Annotated in this window: 17 protein-coding genes; all 17 read right to left on the bottom strand. The window is 67.8% G+C overall.

Translation table 11 applies throughout. The features are described from left to right. Positions 1-2: 2 nt before the first annotated feature. The 17 genes from AWC17_RS21445 to AWC17_RS21365 all read right to left on the bottom strand — a co-directional run bounded on the left by AWC17_RS21445 (position 3) and on the right by AWC17_RS21365 (position 18975). Positions 3-485: a cation:proton antiporter regulatory subunit gene (locus AWC17_RS21445; protein ID WP_046186893.1), complete on the bottom strand. Its 483-nt coding sequence runs from the start codon at positions 483-485 to the stop codon at positions 3-5. Between the two features lie 72 nt (positions 486-557). Beyond that, the gene (gene mddA / locus AWC17_RS21440; RefSeq protein ID WP_046186894.1) at positions 558-1313 is read right to left on the bottom strand and encodes a methanethiol S-methyltransferase; all 756 of its coding nucleotides are present in this window, start codon (positions 1311-1313) and stop codon (positions 558-560) included. 69 nt (positions 1314-1382) lie between these two features. Beyond that, positions 1383-2933 carry an HD domain-containing phosphohydrolase gene (locus AWC17_RS21435; RefSeq protein ID WP_085165074.1) on the bottom strand — a complete coding sequence of 517 codons (1551 nt, stop codon included), beginning with the start codon at positions 2931-2933 and terminating at the stop codon, positions 1383-1385. Between the two features lie 33 nt (positions 2934-2966). Beyond that, complete coding sequence (locus AWC17_RS21430) at positions 2967-3713, bottom strand: hypothetical protein (RefSeq protein WP_085165073.1); 747 nt, start codon at positions 3711-3713, stop codon at positions 2967-2969. Positions 3714-3853: 140 nt separating this feature from the next. Next, complete coding sequence (secA, locus tag AWC17_RS21425) at positions 3854-6685, bottom strand: preprotein translocase subunit SecA (protein ID WP_047322013.1); 2832 nt, start codon at positions 6683-6685, stop codon at positions 3854-3856. Between the two features lie 133 nt (positions 6686-6818). Continuing rightward, positions 6819-7502, bottom strand: coding sequence for a ribosome hibernation-promoting factor, HPF/YfiA family (gene hpf / locus AWC17_RS21420; protein ID WP_231588684.1), 684 nt, complete (start codon positions 7500-7502; stop codon positions 6819-6821). Positions 7503-7808: 306 nt separating this feature from the next. Beyond that, positions 7809-8441 (bottom strand): ComF family protein, encoded by a 633-nt coding sequence (locus AWC17_RS21415; protein ID WP_047322012.1) that lies wholly within the window; start codon positions 8439-8441, stop codon positions 7809-7811. Between the two features lie 46 nt (positions 8442-8487). Then, on the bottom strand, positions 8488-10245 hold the full coding sequence (lpqB, locus tag AWC17_RS21410) for an MtrAB system accessory lipoprotein LpqB (RefSeq protein ID WP_047322011.1): 1758 nt from the start codon (positions 10243-10245) through the stop codon (positions 8488-8490). Beyond that, a complete protein-coding gene (gene mtrB / locus AWC17_RS21405) occupies positions 10245-11930 on the bottom strand; it encodes an MtrAB system histidine kinase MtrB (RefSeq protein WP_082147487.1) in 1686 nt (561 codons plus the stop codon). Before mtrB ends, lpqB begins: the two co-directional genes overlap by 1 nt. Before the next feature lie 43 nt (positions 11931-11973). Next, on the bottom strand, positions 11974-12660 hold the full coding sequence (mtrA, locus tag AWC17_RS21400) for a two-component system response regulator MtrA (protein ID WP_046187325.1): 687 nt from the start codon (positions 12658-12660) through the stop codon (positions 11974-11976). A gap of 80 nt (positions 12661-12740) precedes the next feature. After that, entirely contained in the window at positions 12741-13430 is a 690-nt protein-coding gene (locus tag AWC17_RS21395) for a dTMP kinase (RefSeq protein WP_085165072.1), read from the bottom strand. Between the two features lie 89 nt (positions 13431-13519). Next, entirely contained in the window at positions 13520-14992 is a 1473-nt protein-coding gene (gene ahcY / locus AWC17_RS21390; protein WP_046185480.1) for an adenosylhomocysteinase, read from the bottom strand. 96 nt (positions 14993-15088) lie between these two features. Next, positions 15089-15685 carry a TetR family transcriptional regulator AlkX gene (alkX, locus tag AWC17_RS21385; protein WP_372517389.1) on the bottom strand — a complete coding sequence of 199 codons (597 nt, stop codon included), beginning with the start codon at positions 15683-15685 and terminating at the stop codon, positions 15089-15091. Between the two features lie 35 nt (positions 15686-15720). Next, complete coding sequence (locus AWC17_RS21380) at positions 15721-15903, bottom strand: rubredoxin (RefSeq protein WP_046185478.1); 183 nt, start codon at positions 15901-15903, stop codon at positions 15721-15723. Further along, on the bottom strand, positions 15900-16127 hold the full coding sequence (locus AWC17_RS21375) for a rubredoxin (RefSeq protein WP_046185477.1): 228 nt from the start codon (positions 16125-16127) through the stop codon (positions 15900-15902). The genes AWC17_RS21380 and AWC17_RS21375 overlap by 4 nt, the downstream gene beginning before the upstream one ends. Then, positions 16124-17365, bottom strand: coding sequence for an alkane 1-monooxygenase (locus AWC17_RS21370; protein ID WP_046185476.1), 1242 nt, complete (start codon positions 17363-17365; stop codon positions 16124-16126). Before AWC17_RS21370 ends, AWC17_RS21375 begins: the two co-directional genes overlap by 4 nt. A gap of 101 nt (positions 17366-17466) precedes the next feature. Beyond that, positions 17467-18975, bottom strand: coding sequence for an APC family permease (locus AWC17_RS21365; RefSeq protein ID WP_046185475.1), 1509 nt, complete (start codon positions 18973-18975; stop codon positions 17467-17469). Positions 18976-19030 lie beyond the last annotated feature (55 nt).

Raw genomic sequence — 19030 nt, 5'->3', positions numbered from 1 at the left:
GCTCAGCCCTTGTCGATTATCTGCTCGACGCCGGCGATGCCGTCCTGGGTGCCGATTACTATCAAAACGTCTCCGGCATAGAGCATTTCGGCCGGGCCCGGCGAGGCGAGCACTTCCTCGTTACGCACGATCGCGACGATGGAGGCGCCGGTGCGGGTGCGGGCGTGGGTGTCGCCCAAGGGATGGCCCACGAAGGGGCTGTTGGCCAGGATGTGGACTTGCCCCGTCTCGAGTCCGGGGATTTCCCGGGCCAGCTCGGTGAACCGCTCGGCGATCCGGGGCGCCCCCAGGATCTGGGCCACCGCCTCGGCTTCTTCGTCAGTGAGGTGCAGAAGCGGCCTGGCTTCGTCCGGATCCTCCCGGGCATAGACGACGACCTCGAATTCGCCGCTGCGGCGCGCGATGATGCCGATGCGGTCGCCCTTGTGGTCGGTGAATTCGTAGCGAAGGCCAACGCCCGGCAGCAGCACCTCGTTGACATCCATACCGTCAATCGTGACAGGTCGGACGGAGGCGCTGTCGCCGGATCGCCGAGCTCCTAAACAACTGCTAGAGAATCAGCCCTGCCGGGCCATCCCCGTGGTGTGCCGGCGGGGAATCGGCAGCAGCATCGACACCTCGCGGCGGTAATCGCTGTATTGGTGGCCGAGCGACGCGACCAGGTCACGCTCTTCGAGCTGCGTGGCGATCAGGATGTAGGTCGTCATACCGATCGAGAACAGCAGATGCCCGGCCGTCATGACGGGTGCGGCCCAGAACGCGATGACCATCCCGAGCATCAGGGGGTGACGCACCACGCGGTAGAGCAGACGGACGCGAAATTCAATGCTGGTGTAAGGCTTTTGGCGCGACGCCAGGTACACCTGCCGGAGCCCGAACAGGTCGAAATGGTTGATCAGGAACGTCGCCAGCAGCGCTATCGCCCAGCCGAGCCAGAACAGCACCCACAGCACCGCGCGGGCGGCCGGCAACCGCACATCCCAGATGACCGTCGGCATCGTTCGCCATTGCCAGTACAGCAGGGCCAGCACCACGCTCGACAGCAGCACGTAGGTGCTGCGCTCGATCGACGACGGCACAAACCGCGCCCACCATCGCTTGAACGCGGGCCGGGCCATCACGCTGTGCTGGACACCGAACAAGGCGACCAACGCCGCGTTGATCAGTATCGCTTGGGTGATGGGCGCGGCGAGCCCACGATCGACGCTTCGCGGCACCGCGAGGTTGCCCACGAAACCGATGAGATACAAAAAGGCCGCGAGGAAGAGCAGGTACGCCGCGGCGCCGTAACCAAGCGTCATGTATCGCTTCATGGGCTAAGTGTCCGCCGCATGCGCGCGCTCGCCTATAGGTCGTTTGCCTCAACTTCGCGAAACGGGGCCCTAGGCATTTTTGACTAGTCCGTTGCGCAGCGCGTACATGCTGGCGCCGATGCGGTTCGACACGCCGATCTTGGCGTAGGTTCGCTCGACGTGGTTGCGGGCGGTTTTCTCGCTGATCACCAACGACGCCGCGATCTCCTTGTTGGAGGCGCCGCGAGCGACCAGGCACAGCACTTCGATCTCCCTGGGGGTCAACCCGTCCGGCCGCATGTTGGGCCGTTGCGCCGGCTGCCCCGCCGCGTGCAGCACCGCTTCGACGGCGAGCGGTTCCAGCTCACCGGCCTGCGCCCGCCCGCGCAGCCGCCGGGCCGCCGCGTCCGGGGACATCTGTTCGCGATACGGCCTCGGCTCGCAGGCGGACTGGTAGCAGACCGCGGCCGCCAGGATGCGGTCCGGCAGGCCGAGCGCGGGCCCGGCGAGCCCGCGCGGGTACCCCGAGCCGTCAAGGCATTCATGGTGATTGCCGGCGACCTCCGCGAGCTGCCGGAGCCCGGGAACCTGGTTGAGGATGCGCACCGTCAAATACGGGTGCAGCCGAACGCGTTCGAACTCAGAGGCCGTCAACGACGCCGGCCTGGACCAGATCTGATTCGACACCCCGATACGGCCCAGGTCGTGGACGTGGCCCGCGCGTCGCGTCAATGCCACCGCCTCCGCATCGACACCCGCGGCCCGCGCGGCGTCCCCGGCGAGCCGGGCCACCGCCCGCGAATGCCCAAGGGTGAACGGGCATTTCAGGTCGACGAAGTCGCCGAGGGCGGCGAGCAGGGCGTCCAGCGATTGGTCGTCAAGCCGCTGATGCTGATCGGGCGCCGCCGCCAGGGCCGCCGCCCACGCGTCGCCGGCGGGCGGGCCGGCCAGGACGTCCTCGGCGTGGCGCAGGAACGCGTCGGAGACCTGCGGATCGAATTGGCCGCCGCGCCGGTCGCGCACCATGGCCGCGGCCCCCGCAACGCCATAGGTGCGGTGGTGCACCTCGACCATGTCGGCCAGCTGAGCGATCCGCATCTGAATCGGGATCTCGTCGCCCTGGGCGCCCGCGGGCAGCCCGCCGCCGTCGTAGCGCTCGAACGCAAACGCAACCGTCGCCTGCACGTTGGGGCCCAGGCCGATTCGGTCGGCCAGCACGGCGGCCGAGGTGCAATGCGAGTGGATCAACCGGGAGATGTTGCCGCGCGCGTCGGCGAACAGCGTTGCCATCACACTCAACCGGTGCGCGAGCGGCTGGCCGCGACCCACGTTGCCGGCCAGGAACCGCAAGTACGGTAACCCCGACCAGTCAACGAGATACGAGTCGTGGCGCACGGCGATGTCGTCGCCGAACCACCGCGCGTATTCATGCGAGTCGGCGTGACAGCCGATCCACATGACCAAGGTCGTGTAGTAGGTGCAGTCCCGTTGTTCGGTGTCGAGCCCGAGTCGGTCGGCAAGTCTGGTCGCGATGAGGGCCGCCCGGAGCATGTGCTCGGCGGGCTGGCCCAGGCCGAGGTCGATCGCCACCGACAGCGCGGCCAGCAGCTCCGCGCGGGTCGGCAGTTCGGGCTCCGACATGGGCCTCATTGTGCCCAGCTCATCGGCCCGCGGTCAGCCGATTGACACAGTGCGTCCGACGGCATGATGGTGGCCGGCGTCGAACGTTTCGAAATGTCCCGAGCCCACCACGAACAGGCCGCGTTGCGGCGGCCGGAAGCCCGCCAACCGCGGCTGACGCGGCAGCGGCCCGACCGGTCCGAGGTCCGCACCGCGCCATACCGCGCGCGAGTGCTCCACCGACCACACCCGCGCGGGTGCGATCATGAATCGCTGGCCGTTGGGCGCCGTTCCCGAGAGCCGTACCCTGCCGGCGCGCAGGGTCGGGCCGGCGGCTATACCCAGGGCGGCCAGCACCGCCCGGTTCGTCCACGCGCGCGCCGGCAACCGTCCGCCGACCGCGCTCATCAGCCGCGTCGACGGGGTGGTGCCGATATCGATCTGCCACGCAAGCAATCCCGGGATCTCGACGAACAGCGACCACGGGGTGACCCATGCGACGTCGATGTCGCACTGCACCGCATCGTTGGGGGTCGCCGAGCTGAAGAAGCGGGCGCAGCTCTGCGGGCCCGGCGTCGTCGCGTAGAAGGTCCAGACACCGTCGGGATCGCGGTGCCACACCGACCGATAGCCGGGCGAGAACGACGTCGCCGGAAAGTGCCGCAGCGCCAGGTAGTGTCCGCTGGCGAACGGAAGGCCCATCACACCGAAGCCGACGAACCGTTCGTCATCGCCGGCCGGCAGGTGGGGATTTTGCAGGACGGCCGTGGCGGCGTCCAACGGGGTGCGTGTTTTGGTCATGCGTGAATCGTCCGCGCACGCACGCCTGCAACGCATGGGGCGGACGCCTCAAATCTTCGGGCACCGCCGAGTGTGAAGCCTGCCGCACGTTCGTCGCCGAGTGTGAAGCTAGCTTCACGTTCGGCGGAAGGTGGACGCGCCTAGCGGCGCTTCACCGATTTGGGCGGCTTGGCGCCGCGCCCTTGCTGCCGCGCGGCCGCACGGCGCTCGCGCCGGCTGGCCCCGCCGGGCACCCCGGCCGGCGTCTTCTGACCGTCGCCGCGGTTGCGCTGCACCTGCGCCGAGCCGTCCTCCGACGGACCGGAATACGTCAGCGCGGGCGCCTCGTCATCAATGCCCTTGGCGCGCAACATGCTTGGGGCCTCTTCGCGCACGGCCGTCGACGTGCCGCCTTGCTCCCCCGCGGCGGCGGTCGCGAATTCCGCCAGGCCCTCCGGCGCTTCCACCGGCGCGACCTGAGGCGACGGCACCGCCTCGACGGTGACGTTGAACAGGAACCCGACCGACTCCTCTTTCATGCCGTCGAGCATGGCCATGAACATGTCGTAGCCCTCGCGCTGGTACTCCACCAACGGGTCGCGCTGCGCCATCGCGCGCAGCCCGATGCCCTCCTTGAGGTAGTCCATCTCGTAGAGGTGTTCGCGCCACTTGCGGTCGATGACGTTGAGCAACACGTTGCGTTCCAGCTGCCGCATCGCGCCCTCACCCGCGATTTCCTCGAGCTCGGCTTCCCTTGCGCCATAAGCGCGTTCGGCGTCTTTGAGCAGCTCGTCGAGCAGCTCCTCGCGAGTGAGGTCGTCGCGCTCGGAGTCAGCGTCCAGGCGCATCAACGTCTCGTGGTCGATGCCGACCGGGTACAGCGTCTTGAGCGCCGTCCACAACGCCTCCAGGTCCCAGTCCTCGGCGTAACCGTCGGCGGTCGCGCCGTTGACGTAGGCGGTGACCACGTCGCGGACCATGTCCAGCGCCTGCTCCTTGAGGTTTTCGCCCTCCAGGATGCGGCGGCGCTCGGCGTAGATCACCTTGCGCTGCTGGTTCATCACCTCGTCGTACTTGAGGACGTTCTTCCTGACCTCGAAGTTCTGCTGCTCGACCTGGGTCTGGGCGCTCTTGATCGCGCGGGTGACCATCTTGGCTTCGATCGGCACGTCGTCGGGCAGATTCAGCCGGTTCAGCATCGCCTCCAGCGCGGCGCCGTTGAACCGGCGCATGAGCTCGTCGCCCAGCGACAGGTAGAAGCGGGACTCGCCCGGGTCGCCCTGGCGGCCGGAGCGGCCGCGCAGCTGGTTGTCGATGCGCCGCGACTCGTGGCGCTCGGTGCCCAGCACGTATAGGCCGCCAGCCTCGACCACCTCGGCGGCCTCCTTGCTGGCCTCCTCCTTGACCTTGGGCAGTTCCTCGTGCCAGGCCGCCTCGTACTCGTCGGGGGTCTCCACCGGATCGAGGCCGCGCTCGCGCAGCCGCTGGTCGGTGAGGAAGTCGACGTTGCCGCCCAGCACGATGTCGGTGCCTCGGCCGGCCATGTTGGTGGCCACCGTGATCCCGCCGCGGCGGCCCGCCACGGCGATGATGGTCGCCTCCTGCTCGTGGTACTTGGCGTTGAGCACGTTGTGCGGAACGCGGCGCTTCTGGAACTGCCGCGACAGGTACTCGGAGCGCTCGACGCTGGTGGTACCGATCAGGACGGGCTGGCCCTTCTCGTAGCGCTCGGCGACGTCGTCGACCACCGCGATGTACTTGGCTTCCTCGGTCTTGTAGATGAGGTCGGACTGGTCGGTGCGGACCATCGGCTTGTTGGTCGGGATGGGCACCACGCCCAGCTTGTAGATCTCGTGCAGCTCGGCCGCCTCGGTCTGGGCGGTACCGGTCATGCCGGCGAGCTTGTCGTAGAGCCGGAAGTAGTTCTGCAGCGTGATGGTGGCCAGCGTCTGGTTCTCGGCCTTGATCTCGACGTGCTCCTTGGCCTCGATGGCCTGGTGCATGCCCTCGTTGTAGCGGCGGCCGTAGAGCACGCGGCCGGTGAACTCGTCGACGATGAGGACCTCGCCGTCGCGAACGATGTAGTCCTTGTCGCGGTTGAACAGCTCCTTGGCCTTCAGCGCGTTGTTGAGGTAGCTGACCAGCGGCGAGTTGGCGGCCTCGTAGAGGTTGTCGATGCCGAGCTGATCCTCGACGAACTCGACGCCCAGTTCGTGCACGCCGACGGTCCGTTTGCGCAGGTCCACCTCGTAGTGGACGTCCTTTTCCATCAGCGGCGCCAGCCGGGCGAACTCGAGGTACCAGTTGGAGGCGCCGTCGGCGGGCCCGGAGATGATCAGCGGGGTGCGGGCCTCGTCGATCAGGATGGAGTCGACCTCGTCGACGATGGCGAAGTTGTGCCCGCGCTGCACCAGGTCGTCGAGCGAATGCGCCATGTTGTCGCGCAGGTAGTCGAAGCCGAACTCGTTGTTGGTGCCGTAGGTGATGTCGGCGTGGTAGGCCACGCGGCGCTCGTCAGGCGTCATCTGCGCGAGGATCACGCCGACGTCCAGACCGAGGAACCGGTGCACGCGCCCCATCCACTCGCTGTCGCGTTTGGCCAGGTAGTCGTTGACCGTGACGACGTGCACGCCCTTGCCGCCGATGCCGTTGAGGTAGGCAGGCAACACCGACGTCAGGGTCTTGCCCTCACCGGTCTTCATCTCGGCGACGTTGCCGAAGTGCAGCGCCGCCGCGCCCATCACCTGCACGTCGAACGGGCGCTGGTCGAGCACCCGCCAGGCCGCCTCGCGGGCCACCGCGAACGCCTCGGGCAGCAGGTCGTCGAGGCTTTCGCCGTCGGCGTGCCGCTTCTTGAACTCATCGGTCTTGGCCCGCAGCTCCGCGTCGGTCAGCTTTTCGACCTCGTCGGACAAGGTGTTGACGTAGTCAGCCACCCGCTTGAGACGCTTGAGCATGCGACCTTCGCCAAGGCGCAGCAACTTCGACAGCACAGCTATGTCCCCTGTTGGTAGGAGTCTTTGATAAGGCGACTCCCATGGTAGGCGACGACCCCCCAATGGCCGCCGCAGCGGCGATCGCAAACGCGGCACTGCGGGCCGCGGCGGGTCGCCGCCTGAGGACCCGTCAGGAGAGCCTGATCAGCCCGTAGTCGTAGGCGTGCCGGCGGTAGACGACGCACGGCCGTTCGGTCTGCTTGTCGTGGAACAAGAAGAAGTCGTGCCCGACGAGCTCCATCTCGTAGAGCGCGTCGTCGACCGTCATCGGAGTGGCCGGGTGTTCCTTGGTCCGCACGATCCGTCCCGGCTCGTGGTCCGTCTCGGCGCCGTCATGCTCGACCGGTGGCTCCGGCATGCGCTCCTGCCGCGGCGGCGGCACGACCGCGGTGGCGGCGGCCAGCGACACCGGCGTCTTGTCGCCGTAGTGGACTTTGCGGCGGTCCTTGGCGCGGCGCAGCCGGTTCTCCAGCTTGTCGACCGCGGACTCGAACGCCGCGTAGAAGCTGTCGGCGCAGGCCTCCGCCCGGCTTACCGGCCCGCGACCGCGCGCGGTGATCTCCACGCGTTGACATGATTTGCGCTGGCGCCGGTTGGGCGCGTGTTTGAGCTCGACATCGAAGAGATAGATGGAGCGATCGAACCGCTCGAGGCGGGCGAGTTTCTGGGAGACGTACAGACGGTAGTGGTCGGGGATTTCTACGTTGCGGCCCTTGAACACGACTTCGGCATTGGTCGTCGGTTGAACTTGGCCGTCGGTTTGCGTCGACGGTTGGTCAAGAATCTGACCGGGATCCACGGATAGCCTTGACATACGTGACAACTCGTTTCTTTTTCACGTCGCACGCGCCCTGCGTGCCCGGCTTGCTGACGACGCGCCGACGAGGTGGGAGAGCGGCCTTTTGAAAGTCACCGCCGCAGGCTGCTCGCCGATGCAAGGTGTCGAATACTCACCCCTTCCCGCGAGTGGGGTCTTCAACCTGAGAATGTCGCGACCAGTGAGTCAGACCAGTGAGTTGATTAGCGTTGTCCTCGACGTTAGCTCTTGTTCGCCTCGCCATGCCACTAATTTCGCTGAGCTGTTGCGAGTTCTTCACATCCTCTTGGCGACCGCACAGCCTCAGGCGAACGCGATCGCCAGCACGGCGGTGACCCGAACGCCGGCGGCGTTCAACACCCGCACCGATTCGCGGGCCGTCGCCCCGGTGGTGACGACGTCGTCGACGATCAAGACGTCGGTGCCCGGCCGCGTTCCGCGCAGCACCACCCGGTCCGCGACGTTGCGCTCGCGGGCGGTGATGCCCAGGCCCACCGAGTCGCGAACCAGCGCCCTCATCCGCAGCGCCGGGGCGACGGTGATGGCCGGGTGGCCGGCCACCGCCGTGCGTGCCAGCCGGGTGACCGGGTCGCCGCCGCGCCGGCGCGCCGCCGAACGACGGGTCGGCGCCGGCACGACGGTCAGCGGGGTCTCGACGATTCCCCACGTCAGCAACCGGTGCACGCCGGTGGCCAGCGCGCCCGCCAGCGGCCCGACGAGATCGGCGCGACCCTGCTCCTTGAGCGCCAGGATCGCCTGCCGGCGGGAGCCGGCGTAGCGGCCCAGCGCGAACACCGGCGCCTGCGGGTCAACGCGGGGGCTCACCACATGCGGCTGGTCGGCGGCCACCGACAGCTCCCGAGCGCAGGCGTCACACCAGCGGGTCGATGGCGCCCCGCAGCCGCCGCACTGCAGCGGCAGGATGAGGTCCAGCATGGGGGCCAGTGTCGCGGGCGGGGGTGACAACGCCGGGCGCCGCCTCTTAGCCCGGTAGCACCGGCGCCGCCCCGAACACCGTCAACCCGGGCACCTCCGACCACCCCTGTTGGCTTTCGGCCGCCGACGCCGAATACTGCAGCACCCCTTGGGGTGCCCCGACATAGACCGTCGACGGGTTGGCCGCGACCGTCATCACCGGCATCTGCAGGCCCCGGGCGGGCGCATCGGAGTTCACCCCGTCGAGGTTGACGTACGACACCGGGTGGCTGGCGTCGGTGCGGGTCACCACGATGTCGTCACCGGTTCGCCAGGACAGCGACACCACCGAGTTGCCGAGCCCGAAACCGAGCCGCCGCGGGTACGTCAGGGCGAACTGGCCGGCCTGGGTCTGCTCGACACTGGCCAGGATCACCTGACCGCCGATCACCATCGCGGCGCGCGTGCTGTCGCGGGACAGCTGCAGGTCGGTGATCGGCCCCGGGAACCGGCTGGCCACGGCGACGGAATCGACCGGGATGCGGGCGGGTTGCCCCGACGCCGGCTCCTGGATCGCGCGCAGCACGTTGTTGCCGTCCACCACCACCCAGACCGCGTCGTCCAGTGACCAGCTCGGACGCGACAGGCTGTGCCCGTCGGCGGACTGGACCGCTTCGCCACCGAGGTCACCGATCCACAGCGACGCCGCCTCGTCCGGCGCGCCGCGGTGCAGCGTCACGACGGACGCCACCTGCCGCCCGCTGCGCGACAGCGCGGCGCCGGTCTGGTCGCCCATGCGCCCGAACGCCCCGGGCACGTTGGTGAAGCGCTGACCGTCCAGCGATACCAGCGAGCCGTTCACCAGGGCATGCAGCCCGGCGCCCGCCCCGTCGGCCACGCCCGGGTCGGTGGCGGCCACATCGGAGGTCGTCCACCCCTCGGCGAACCTGTCGTCCAGCGGCGCGCCGTCGGCGTTGATCACATACGGGCCCCGGATGTCGGCCCTTGCCAGCGTCCAAATGATTTGCGCGGCAAGCAATTGCCGGCTGTGCGGATCGGTGGTGGACAGCTTCTCCAGATCGATGCGCGCGCCGCCGTAACCGCGCCCGATCCCGTTCTTGCCGCCGTCGGCCCGGGTCACCGGTCCGCGCAGCCGCAGCGGCGGGGCGAGCAGGTTGCGCACCGTGTGGGCCATCTCGGGCCGCGGCCCGGCGATCAGCTTGGACACCAATTCCGTGGCCAGCTGATCGTGATCGGCGACCGCGACGTAGCGCGGATCGGGTACCACCGTCTTGCCGGTCGGGTCGGCGAAGTACAGCGTGTTGCGCTTGTAGGTCGACTGAAACTGCTGCCAGTCCAGGAAAACCCCGTTGGGCAGGCGGTCGATTCGCCACCCGCCCGAGGTCTTGACCAACTCGATCGGGCCGGGGTCGGGCAGCACCCCCTCGGCGGTTTCGAACACCCCCATGTCCGACAGCGACCCCAGGATGTCCGCCCGCATTGTCGCCGAAACCCGTTCGGCGGCACGGGTTTCCACGAACACCACGTGGTCGATCAGCAATGCGCTACCGGCGTCGTCCCAGGCGTTGGACGCCGACTGGGTGAGGAACTGCCGGGCCGCCAGATGCCGGTTCGCCGGATCGGCTGTGGCCTTGAGGAATTCGCGCAGCAGCACGTCGGGATCCATGCCCGGGGTCGGCTTGGGCAGATTCGACGGGGCAGGCCGTTCGACGGTGCCGATGGCTTGGGGCGCCGACGAACTGGGCACCCCCGCGCAGCCGGCCAGCAGCGAAGCCAGCAACAGCAGCCCGAGCAGGCGGCGCATTACCCGTTCCTCTCGGCGTGTTCACGTTGCCGCGAACGGTCTTTGGTCTGTTGCGCGCCCACCGGGCCGGTGTTGGCGGTCGGCGGAATGGGCTTCATGGGCAGGGGGCTGGTGGTGACCTTGTGGCCGCGAACCAGGGGAAGCGTCAGCCGGAAGCACGAGCCCTCGCCGGGCTCGCCCCACGCCTCCAGCCGGCCCTGGTGCAGGCGCGCGTCCTCCACGCTGATCGCCAGGCCGAGGCCGGTGCCCCCGGACCGGCGCACCCGCGACGGGTCGGCCCGCCAGAACCGGCTGAACACCAGCTTCTCCTCGCCGGGCCGCAGCCCCACCCCGTAGTCGCGGACGGTGACGGCGACGGTGTCCTCGTCGGCGCCCATCCGGATCTGCACCGGCTTGTGCTCAGCGTGGTCGATGGCGTTGGCGATCAGGTTGCGCAGGATTCGCTCCACCCGCCGGGTGTCGACCTCGGCGATCACCTCCTCTTCCGGCAGGTCGACGAGCAGCTCGATGCCGGCGTCTTCGGCCAGGTGGCCCACGTTGCTGAGAGCGCTCTGCACGGTGGTGCGCAGATCTACCGCCTCGACGGACAGCTCGGCCACACCGGCGTCGTGGCGGGAGATTTCCAGCAGGTCGTTGAGCAGCGACTCAAACCGGTCCAGCTCGTTGACCATCAGCTCGGTGGACCGCGCCAGCGTGGGGTCGAGGTCGGCGCTGTGGTCATAGATGAGGTCGGCGGCCATCCGCACGGTGGTCAGCGGGGTGCGCAGTTCGTGGCTGACGTCGGAGGTGAACCGGCGCTGCAGGTTGCCGAACTCTTCGAGCTGGGTGATCTGGCGGGACAGGCTCTCCGCCATGTCGTTGAAGGACACCGCCAACCGGGCCATGTCGTCTTCGCCGCGCACCGGCATCCGTTCGGACAGGTGCCCCTCGGCGAACCGTTCGGCGATCCGCGACGCCGATCGCACCGGCACCACCACCTGGCGGGAGACCAGCAGCGCGATCCCGGCGAGCAGCACCAGCAGGACGGCGCCGCCGGTGATCATGGTGCCCCGGACCAGCGTGATGGTGGCCTGCTCGTTCTTCAACGGGAAGATCAGGTACAGCTCCAGGTTGGCCACCTGCGACGACGCCGGCGTGCCGATGACGAGCGCCGGACCGGAGAAGCCGTCGGTGTGCACGGTGGCGTACTGGTACGACGCCTGCCCGGCCTTGACGAAGCCGCGCAGGGAATTGGGCACCTGGTCGACGGGCCCGGCCGCGGTCGCCGCGCGCGGCCCGTCGCCGGGCACGATCAGCACCGCGTCGAACGCGCCGGCCAGCCCGGCGCCCGACGCGGGGTCGGTCTTCGACGTCAACGTGTTGCGGGCCAGCTGCAGGCTGCTGTCCAGCGAGCGCGTCTCCTCGCCGCTAACGATCCCGCCGACGGTGGTGCGCGCGCGCTCGATCTGCTCGATGGCGGCTTTGACCTTGACGTCGAGCACACGATTGGTGACCTGACTGGTCAACACGAAGCCGAGTGCCAGGATCACCGCCAGGGACAGCCCGAGCGTCAGCGCCACGACACGCAGCTGCAACGAGCGGCGCCAGGCAGCCGCCACGGCTCGACTCACCGCACCCATGCCGCGACTCATTGGGCCGGAGCGCCCCCAGCGGCTCCGAGTGCGTCGCCGGGAGCCCCAGATCACCGCCGGCGCCCTCCCCCACGGCGCTCATCATTGTCGCCAGCGGTCACGGAGGTCCGGCCTTGTAACCCACTCCTCGAACGGTCAACACCACGGTCGGGTTTTCAGGATCCTTCTCAACCTTGGCCCGCAGACGCTGGACATGCACGTTCACCAGGCGGGTGTCCGCCGGGTGCCGGTAGCCCCACACCTGTTCGAGCAGCACATCACGAGTAAACACCTGCCGCGGTTTGCGCGCCAATGCGACCAACAGGTCGAATTCCAGCGGCGTCAGGGAAATCTGCTCGCCGTTGCGTGTCACCTTGTGCGCCGGCACGTCGATCTCGACGTCGGCGATGGAGAGCATCTCGGCCGGCTCGTCATCGTTGCGCCGCAGCCGCGCCCGCACCCGGGCCACCAGCTCCTTGGGCTTGAACGGCTTCATGATGTAGTCGTCGGCGCCCGACTCGAGGCCGAGGACCACGTCCACGGTGTCGGTCTTGGCCGTCAGCATGACGATCGGAACGCCCGAATCGGAGCGCAGCACGCGACAGACGTCGATGCCGTTCATGCCGGGCAGCATCAGGTCCAACAACACTAGATCGGGGCGCAGTTCGCGCACCGCAGTCAGGGCCTGGGTACCGTCACCGATGACCGCGGTGTCGAAACCCTCCCCACGCAACACGATGGTGAGCATCTCGGCCAGCGAAGCGTCGTCATCGACGACCAAAATCCTTTGCCTCATGGAGTCCATGGTGTCACCAGATCGGGACAAACCTGGGGCGCCACACGGGCGTTTCTTGCTCCGAGCCGCAAATATGGGGCCAAATACGGTCAAATTCCCGTGCTCGGGGCCCCCGGCGCGCCCTCCCGGACGGTTGCGGGGACGTCCTTGGCGCCGATGAGGGTGGTGGCCAGGCGGCCCGGATCGACATCCGCGTCGGCGACCAACCAGGGCCCGCCCCAGCCCGCGGCGGCCAGCTGGGCGTACACCGCGCCAGTGCGCAGCTGCAGTTCGTCGTCGCGTTCGTAGCTGTCGCGCGACCGCCCCGGGTCGGATTGCGCCCGGCTGCGGGCGCGCTGCCCGGCCAGCTCCGCCGACACCGCGAGCAGCACCTGCCAGTCGGGGGCGGGCAGCCGCAGCCGCCGGTACTCGAGATCGAGCACCCAGGCGGCCGCCGCCCCGGCCGCGTCCTCGTGCAGGCGCGCGGCGCTGTAGGCCGCGTTGGATGCGACGTAGCGATCCAGGATCACGACGTCGTGGTCGCGGCGCAGCGCCTCGATGTCCTCGACGGCCCCCGCCCGGTCGAGCGCGAACAGCACCGCCATCGCGTAGACGGATGACGCGAGGTCACCATGCTCACCGTGCAGGGCCTCGGCCGCGACGTCGGCGGTCACCGATTTGCCGTAGCGCGGGAAGGCCACGATCGCCACGGACTTCCCGGCCGCCTGGAACGCTTTTCGCAGGCCCTCGGACAGCGTCCGCTTGCCCGCGCCGTCAACCCCTTCGATCGCGATCAGCACGGCGCGAGCCTAGCGGGCCGTCGGGTGTGAAGTTACCTTCACACCCGATGCCGAACGTGAAGCTGATTTCACGTTCGGGTCACCGAGGCTCAGTAGCGGTAGTGGTCGGCCTTGTAGGGACCGTCGACGTCGACGCCGATGTACTCGGCCTGCTCCTTGGTCAGCTTGGTCAGCTTGCCGCCGAGGGCCTCGACGTGGATGCGGGCCACCTTCTCGTCGAGGTGCTTGGGCAGCCGGTACACCTCGTTGTCGTACTCGTCGTTCTTGGTCCACAGCTCGATCTGGGCGATCACCTGGTTGGAGAAGCTGTTGCTCATCACGAACGACGGGTGACCGGTGGCGTTGCCCAGGTTCAGCAGCCGGCCCTCGGAGAGCACGATGATCGACTTGCCGGTGTCCCCGAAGGTCCACAGATCGACCTGCGGGCGGATGTTGGTCTTGGTGGCCCCGGACTTCTCCAGCCGCGAGATCTGGATCTCGTTGTCGAAGTGGCCGATGTTGCCCAGGATCGCCTTGTCCTTCATCGCCTTCATGTGCTCGAGGGTGATGATGTCCTTGTTGCCGGTGGTGGTGATGACGATGTCGGCCTCGCCGATGACGTCCTCGACGGTCTTGACGTCGTGGCCCTCCATCAGCGCCTGCAGCGCGTTGATCGGGTCGATCTCGGTGACGGTCACCCGCGCGCCCTGACCGGCCAGCGACTCGACACTGCCCTTGCCGACGTCGCCGTAGCCGCAGACCAGCACCTTCTTGCCGCCGATCAGCACGTCGGTGCCGCGGTTGATCCCGTCGATCAGCGAGTGCCGGCAGCCGTACTTGTTGTCGAACTTGGACTTGGTCACCGAGTCGTTGACGTTGATCGCGGGGAAGGCCAGGTCACCGGCCGCGGCGAACTGGTAGAGGCGCAGCACGCCGGTGGTGGTCTCCTCGGTGACGCCCTTGATCGACTCGGAGATCTTCGTCCACTTGTCCTTGTCGGTCTCGAAGCGGCGGCGCAGCAGGTTCAGGAAGACCTTCCATTCGGCGGAGTCGTCCTCTTCGGCGGGCGGAACCACGCCGGCCTTCTCGTATTGCGCACCGCGCAACACCAGCATGGTGGCGTCGCCGCCGTCGTCGAGGATCATGTTGGCCGGTTCGTCGGGCCAGGTCAGCATCTGCTCGGCGGCCCACCAGTACTCCTCCAGCGTCTCGCCCTTCCAGGCGAACACGGGCACACCCTTCGGCTCCTCGGGGGTGCCGTGCGGGCCGACGACCACCGCGGCGGCGGCGTGGTCCTGGGTGGAGAAGATGTTGCACGACGCCCAGCGCACTTCGGCGCCCAGGGAGACGAGGGTCTCGATGAGGACCGCGGTCTGCACCGTCATGTGCAGCGAGCCCGAGACCCGCGCTCCCTTGAGGGGCTGCACTTCGGCGTATTCGCGGCGCAGCGACATCAGACCTGGCATCTCCTGCTCGGAGAGCTCGATGTCCCGGCGACCGTAATCGGCCAGCGACAGGTCGGCGACCTTGAAGTCGATGCCGTTGCGGACGTCGGCGCTCAGCGAACTTTCGGTCGTCGTCATAAAAATCTCATTCCTTCTGCGGCTCAGGTTCCATGAGGATTACTTAGCTTAGGTATGCGCTCTTGCGCCACTTTAGTCGGCGGCTCGGGCGTGGCGTCAGGGGACGTTGACGACGCCGTGACGCTCCGCGAACGGCGTCATCAGCCGCGCCAGATCCGCCGCCACATCGTGGTCGGCCTCCGGTGGCATCGACACGTAGCTCAACGCCAGCCGCACGATGGCCCGCGCCAGCACGCCGGCGTCCTCGTCACTGGTGGCCACCCAGCTGCGGGTGAATGCCGTGCTCAGCCGCTCCGACGCCCGCGTGATGATGGGCGCGCTGTCGGTGGTGATGAGCTGTAGCAGGTCCGGCTTGGCGACACCGGACAGCAACGAGATGACCAACGGGTCCGCCGCCGACTCTGCGAAGAAGTCGCGGAAGCCTTGCAAGAACGCTTCGTAGACGTTGCCGACGTTGGCATCGATCGCGGCATGGACGGTGTCGACCAGCCGGTCGGCCAGGCGCAGGGCGTAACCCTGCGCCAGCCCCTGCCGTGAGCCGAACTCGTTGTAGATGGTCTGCCGGCTGATGCCCGCGGCGCGGGCCACGTCGGCCAGCGTGACGGCGGACCAGTCGCGGGTGCCCAGCAGCTCGCGCATCGCGTCCAGCACCGAGTCGCGCAGCAGGACGCGCGACGCCTCGGGGTATGGCATCCGCTTCACAGGCGCGACACTAGTTGTTGGGGCGCTCAGGATCGAGCTACCTCGACCATCTCGAAGTCGGATTTCGCCGCGCCACAGTCCGGGCAGCTCCAGTCGTCGGGAATGTCGTCCCAGCGGGTGCCGGGGGCGATGCCGTCCTCGGGCCAGCCCTTGGCCTCGTCGTACTCGAATCCACACTGCACGCAGATGAAGAGCTTGTAGTCGCTCACTGGTTCACTCCTATCCAATTGTCCGGCTCCTCCTCACCCGCTTGCGCGGCCGCATCGTCGCCGGACGTGGTTTCGAAATCGGCCTTCTCGCGCACTGCGCAATCGGGGCAGCACCAGTCGTCGGGGATGTCACTGAAGGGCGTCCCCGCGGAAAAGCCTTCCCGCGGAGCCCCTTTCGCCTCGTCGTAGGTGTAGTCGCAGCCCGGGCAGCGGTAGGTGGTCATGCGGGCACCCCGTAGCGTGCCAGCACCTTGTCGCGCATCCGCGGGTGGATGTTGACCTTGGTGATGTCGCCGTCGTAGTGCTCAAGCACCCGACGGTCCATCACCTTGCGCCACAGCGGCGGGATGTAGGTCAGCGAGATCATCGACGCGTATCCGCTCGGCAGGTTGGGCGCGCCTTCCATGCTGCGCAGGGTCTGGTACCGGCGGGTCGGGTTGGCGTGGTGATCGCTGTGCCGCTGCAGGTGATACAGGAACAGGTTGGTGACGATGTGGTCGGAGTTCCAGCTGTGCACCGGCGCGCAGCGCTCGTAGCGGCCTCCCGCGTTCTTCTGCCGCAGCAGCCCGTAGTGCTCCAGGTAGTTGACGGCCTCGAGAAGGCTGAAGCCGAAGACGGCCTGGATGATCACGAACGGGATGAGCGCCGGGCCGAAGACCCCGATCAGCACACCCCACAACACGATCGACAGCAGCCAGGCGTTGAGCACGTCGTTGGACAGGTACGTCGCCGGGTTCCACGGGTTCTTGCCCTGCCGGCGCAGGCGCTGGGACTCCAGCCGGAGCGACGAGCGCAGGCTGCCGAAGACGCTGCGCGGCAGGAACTCCCAGAAGGTCTCCCCGAAGCGGGCCGACGCCGGGTCTTCCGGCGTGGACACCCGCACGTGGTGGCCGCGGTTGTGCTCGATGTAGAAGTGGCCGTAGCAGGTCTGCGCCAGGGTGATCTTGGACAGCCACCGTTCCAACGAGTCCTTCTTGTGGCCCATCTCGTGCGCGGTGTTGATGCCGACGCCGCCGAGCACGCCCACCGACAGCGCCACGCCCAGCTTGCCCGCCCAGCCCAGCGGGCCGTCAAAACCGAGCCAGTGCAGGTTGGAGGCGGTGAAGAGGTAGGCACCCATGATCACGCTGAGGTATTGGAACGGAACGTAGATGTAGGTGCAGTAGCGGTAGTACTTGTCGTTCTCCAGCTGCTCCATCACCTCGTCGGGCGGGTTCTGCCCGTCGGGCCCGAACCGCAGGTCGAGGATCGGCAGCAGGACATAGAGCAGGATGGGCCCGATCCACAGCGGCACCTGCGCGGCGGCGTGCCAGCCGAGCTGGTTGAGCCCCCAGGTGATCGGCAGCATGACGAACAGTGCGGTGGGGGCGATCAGCCCCATCAGCCAGAGCCGGCGCTTCTTGTCCCGCCAGACGGGCGGCTCGGACGCTTCGGGGCCTACCTGCCGTTCGAGTGTGGTCATATGCCAAACCTCCTTGTGAGTCACACCACGTTGGAGATTGACAATATCGGTATTGGCGTCTTGTGTCTAGACACAAGGCGCAGTTTTGTAAAGCGATCCTTCTAGGGCACGGTGTCGGGTTCGGCCCTCGCGGGCGCCGCGATCCCCTCCGCCTCGCGACGGCCCTGCACCGAGTGCCGGTAGCCGTAGCCGACGTAGATCGCGGTACCCACCACGAGCCAGACACCGAACCGCACCCAGGTCAGCGCGGTGAGGTTGACCATCAGCCACACACACGCGCAGATCGAGGCGATCGGCAGAAATGGCACCCACGGCGCCCGGAAGCCGCGCTCAAGGTCCGGGCGAGTCCGGCGCAGCACCATGACGCCGGCCGAGACCAGGACGAACGCGAACAGCGTTCCGACGTTGACCATCTCCTCGAGCTTGGCGATCGGGAACACCGACGCGGTCGCGGCCACGACGATCGCCACGAGCACGGTGATCCGGACCGGGGTGCCGTGCGAGCCGGTCCTCGCCAGCTGCCGCGGCAACAGGCCGTCGCGCGCCATCGCGAACAGGACGCGGCACTGGCCGAGCATCAGAACCATCACCACAGTGGTCAAACCGGCCAGTGCCCCGATCGCGATGATCTTGCTGGCCCAGTGGATTCCGTTGGCCGTGAAGGCCGTGGCCAGGTTTGCCGGCTTGTGGCCGGGGACGGTCTTGAGCTGGGTGTAGGACACCATCCCGGACAGCACCACCGAGACCGCCACGTAGAGCACGGTCACGATCGCCAGCGACGCCAGGATGCCCCGAGGGACGTCGCGCTGGGGCCGCTTGGTCTCCTCGGCCATGGTGGCGACGATGTCGAACCCGATGAACGCGAAGAAGACGATCGACGCGCCCGCCAGCACGCCGTACCAGCCGTAGTGGCTGCTGTGCGCCCCGGTCAGCAGCGACAGCACCGACTGATTGACACCCGAGGACTCATGCCCGGCCTCGGGCTTGGGAATGAACGGCGAAAAGTTGGAGCCCTTGATGTAGAAGGCGCCGACGACGACGACCAACAGCACCACCGACACCTTGATGCCGGTGATCACCGCGGAGAACCTCGACGACAGCTTGGTGCCGAGGGCGATCAGGGTCGACACCCCGGCGACAATCAGCAGCGCGCCCCAGTCCAGGGTGATCGACCCGAGCTCGGTTGTGCCGCCGGCAAATCCGAACACATTGCCCAGGTAGCTCGACCACCCCTTGGCCACGACCGCCGCGCCGATCGCCAGCTCCAGCAGCAGGTTCCAGCCGATGATCCAGGCGAGAAACTCCCCGAAGGTGGCATACGAGAAGGTGTAAGCGCTGCCCGCGACCGGCAGGGTGGAGGCGAACTCGGCGTAACACAACGCGGCCAGCGCGCAGGTGACCGCCGCGATGATGAACGAAATCCAGATCGCCGGGCCGGTGATGTCACCGGTTGTCGACGCGGTCACCGTGAAGATTCCGGCGCCGATCACCACCGCGACGCCGAAAACGACCAGGTCCAACCAGGTGAGTTCCTTGCGTAACCGGGTGTCGGGCTCGTCGGTGTCGGCGATCGATTGTTCGACCGACTTCATGCGCCATCGGTTGGCCATCCGCCGCCCTTTCCCATCAACTGGGACCCATTGGTCCGTCACAGTACTGGGTACT

It is taken from the genome of Mycobacterium nebraskense, from assembly GCF_002102255.1.
GTDB classification, from domain to species: domain Bacteria; phylum Actinomycetota; class Actinomycetes; order Mycobacteriales; family Mycobacteriaceae; genus Mycobacterium; species Mycobacterium nebraskense.
The sequence above is the reverse complement of the archived record's forward strand: the minus strand, read 5'-3'. Positions and strand labels throughout refer to the sequence as shown.